The sequence below is a fragment of the uncultured Eudoraea sp. genome, from assembly GCF_947258525.1.
Classification (GTDB): domain Bacteria; phylum Bacteroidota; class Bacteroidia; order Flavobacteriales; family Flavobacteriaceae; genus Eudoraea.
This window is the reverse complement of the sequence record NZ_CAMYIP010000239.1, coordinates 1-2,597: the sequence shown is the minus strand read 5'-3', so window position 1 is coordinate 2,597 and position 2,597 is coordinate 1. Positions and strand designations below refer to the sequence as shown.

Below are 2,597 nucleotides of genomic sequence, written 5' to 3'. Positions count from 1 at the left end.
CCCCTTCAGCAGTAAGTATTGCAGGTCCGGGACCGCAAATTGTTTCGCCGGTAGTGGCTGTAATATTTGGTGTGGCATTAACCACAATAGTAACTTCAGAAGAGGGACTCCAACATTCATTGACCGCGTCATAAAAAAAAGTATAATACGTGCCAAGGGTCGGATTATCTTTTTCGGCCTGATTTAAATGATCGCTTACGCTCGTGGGAGTGGGATTCCTACTCCAAACTAAAATGGTGTTTATTGGTGCGCTACCATCAGTATAATCATCTAAACTAAGTGTAGTGGGTATTAGATCACAAAATGTAGTAGGTACACCTGGGATAATTTGAGGTGGTGCAACATCACATGCCCGAGAACAATCCGATACGGTAATGGTTACCGTGACTGTCTGGTCCGTACATGGTGGAACCGCCGTAGTGGTAGTATAGGTGTAAATATAGGTGCCCGATGGTTCTTTGTCAAAATCCACTTCAGAATCTCCGCCACTAGGATCTACCGTTTCCGGTCCTCCAACCTGTACCCAGTCTCCATCGTCTTGGGTACCATCAAAATAATCATCCAGTTTTATCTTTTCCGGGAGACTGCTATTTTTAACATTACAGGCTGCATCACCAATGTTATCTGGAGCACCACCGGTAGAGGGTTCTATAGATACCGTAGCTACCACCGGGGTTCTGCCAGACACGCATGAATTAGCGGTGGCTTCTACATAAAATGTGGTAGTCACTGAAACGTTGGGTGTGATGCTTGTACCTGAACCGACTAATGTGCCCCCTGTGGGCGCAGTATACCAATTAATGGTGCCATTACTGGCAATTGCCGAAAGGGTTACCAGCCCCGGGCCACATCGTTCTGCCGGTGTTGTACTGTTTATTGTAGGCGTTGCCGTTACGGTGGCCACAATGGCTGTTCTTGGAGAAGAACTACAACCGTTCTCTGTTGTTTCTACATAATATGTCGTGGTAGTACTTATGCTGGGTGTGGTAAAACTAGTGCCTGACCCTAAGCTAGTGCCTCCTGTAGCAGCAGCATACCAATTTATGGTAGCAGTTCCTGAGCTGGAAGTAGCTCCCAATGTTACTGTTCCTGTATCACAGCGTTCACCAGGCGTAGTTGATGTAATTGTTGGTGATGAATTTACAGTAGCTACAACAGCTACCCTTGGTGTAGAAGTACAACCGTTTTCTGTTGTCTCTACATAATATGTCGTTGTAGTACTGATGCTGGGTGTGGTAAAACTAGTGCCAGACCCTAAACTAGTGCCTCCTGTAGCAGCAGCATACCAATTTATGGTAGCAGTTCCTGAACTGGAAGTTGCTCCTAAGATTACAGTGCCAGGACCGCAGCGTTCTCCTGGTGTTGTACTGTTTATTGTTGGAGTTGGTGTTACCGTAGCAACAACAGCCGTCCGTGGTGCAGAGGTACAACCGTTTTCTGTTGTCTCTACATAATATGTCGTGGTAGTACTGATGCTGGGTGTAGTAAAACTAGTGCCTGACCCTAAACTAGTACCTCCTGTAGCTGCAGCATACCAATTTATGGTAGCAGTTCCTGAGCTGGAAGTAGCTCCCAATGTTACTGTTCCTGCATCACAGCGTTCACCAGGCGTAGTTGATGTAATTGTTGGTGAGAGATTTACAGTAGCTATAACAGCTATCCGTGGTGTAGAAGTACAACCGTTTTCTGTTGTCTCTACATAATATGTCGTGGTAGTACTGATGCTGGGTGTGGTAAAACTAGTGCCAGACCCTAAACTAATGCCTCCTGTAGCTCCGGCATACCAATTTATGGTAGCAGTTCCTGAACTAGAAGTGGCTCCCAATGTTACTGTCCCTGCATCACAACGTTGTCCGGGGGTCGTCGCCGTAATTGAAGGCGAAGTACTAAATGTCAGTGCCAGGGTTGTAGCCGCAGTGGCTATGGGAGAAGGGTTATAGCATTCCAAGCCAACATTAAAGCCCGTATACCATGCATAATAGGTGCCAGATGTAGACACAACTGAACCTGGTAACAAAGCAACTCCTACCAATGGGCTTGTACTCCAAACTAAAGTTCCAGCACCAGATGGAACATTGGTCACATAAGGATCTAAATCTATAGATGCCAAGTCGCAAATGGCATCTGCATTAGTACTTAAAGTTGGGGCAAAAAAACAGTCCTGAGCACTCACCTGAGTATGAAAAAAAAGAAGTACTATAAAAGAGAGAAAACCTTTAAGAAATAAAGGTATGGTTGCAAACCGTGTGGTGTTTTTTTTCAATATCATAGCTTGTCCTTTGAATTATAAAAATTCAAACCATAGCAAGTAATGCAGGTTAGGCGAAATAGGGACCCAATATTACTAAAAATGTAGTCTTCTGACTAATATAAAGGCTTAAAACTTACTTTTTCGGTTGAACCGCAAAATCCATGGAACTTTCTCCTATGAAACCACAGCTGAAGTGACTTCTGCGGAGGGCTCAATTTTTTTGACCAGTCCCTGTAATACCTTCCCCGGACCTACCTCTGTAAACAGCGTTGCCCCATCTGCAACCATGTGCCGTACGCTTTGTGTCCACTTAACCGGGGCCGTAAGTTGCGAGATCAGGTTTTGC

The 2,597-nt window shown here is 45.1% G+C and carries 2 pseudogenes; both read right to left on the bottom strand.

Annotation, left to right across the window (positions count from 1 at the left end):
* Positions 1-2,269, bottom strand: a pseudogene (locus Q0X89_RS17830) (hypothetical protein); the annotation flags it as partial.
* Positions 2,270-2,425: 156 nt separating this feature from the next.
* Positions 2,426-2,597, bottom strand: a pseudogene (locus Q0X89_RS17825) ([acyl-carrier-protein] S-malonyltransferase); the annotation flags it as partial.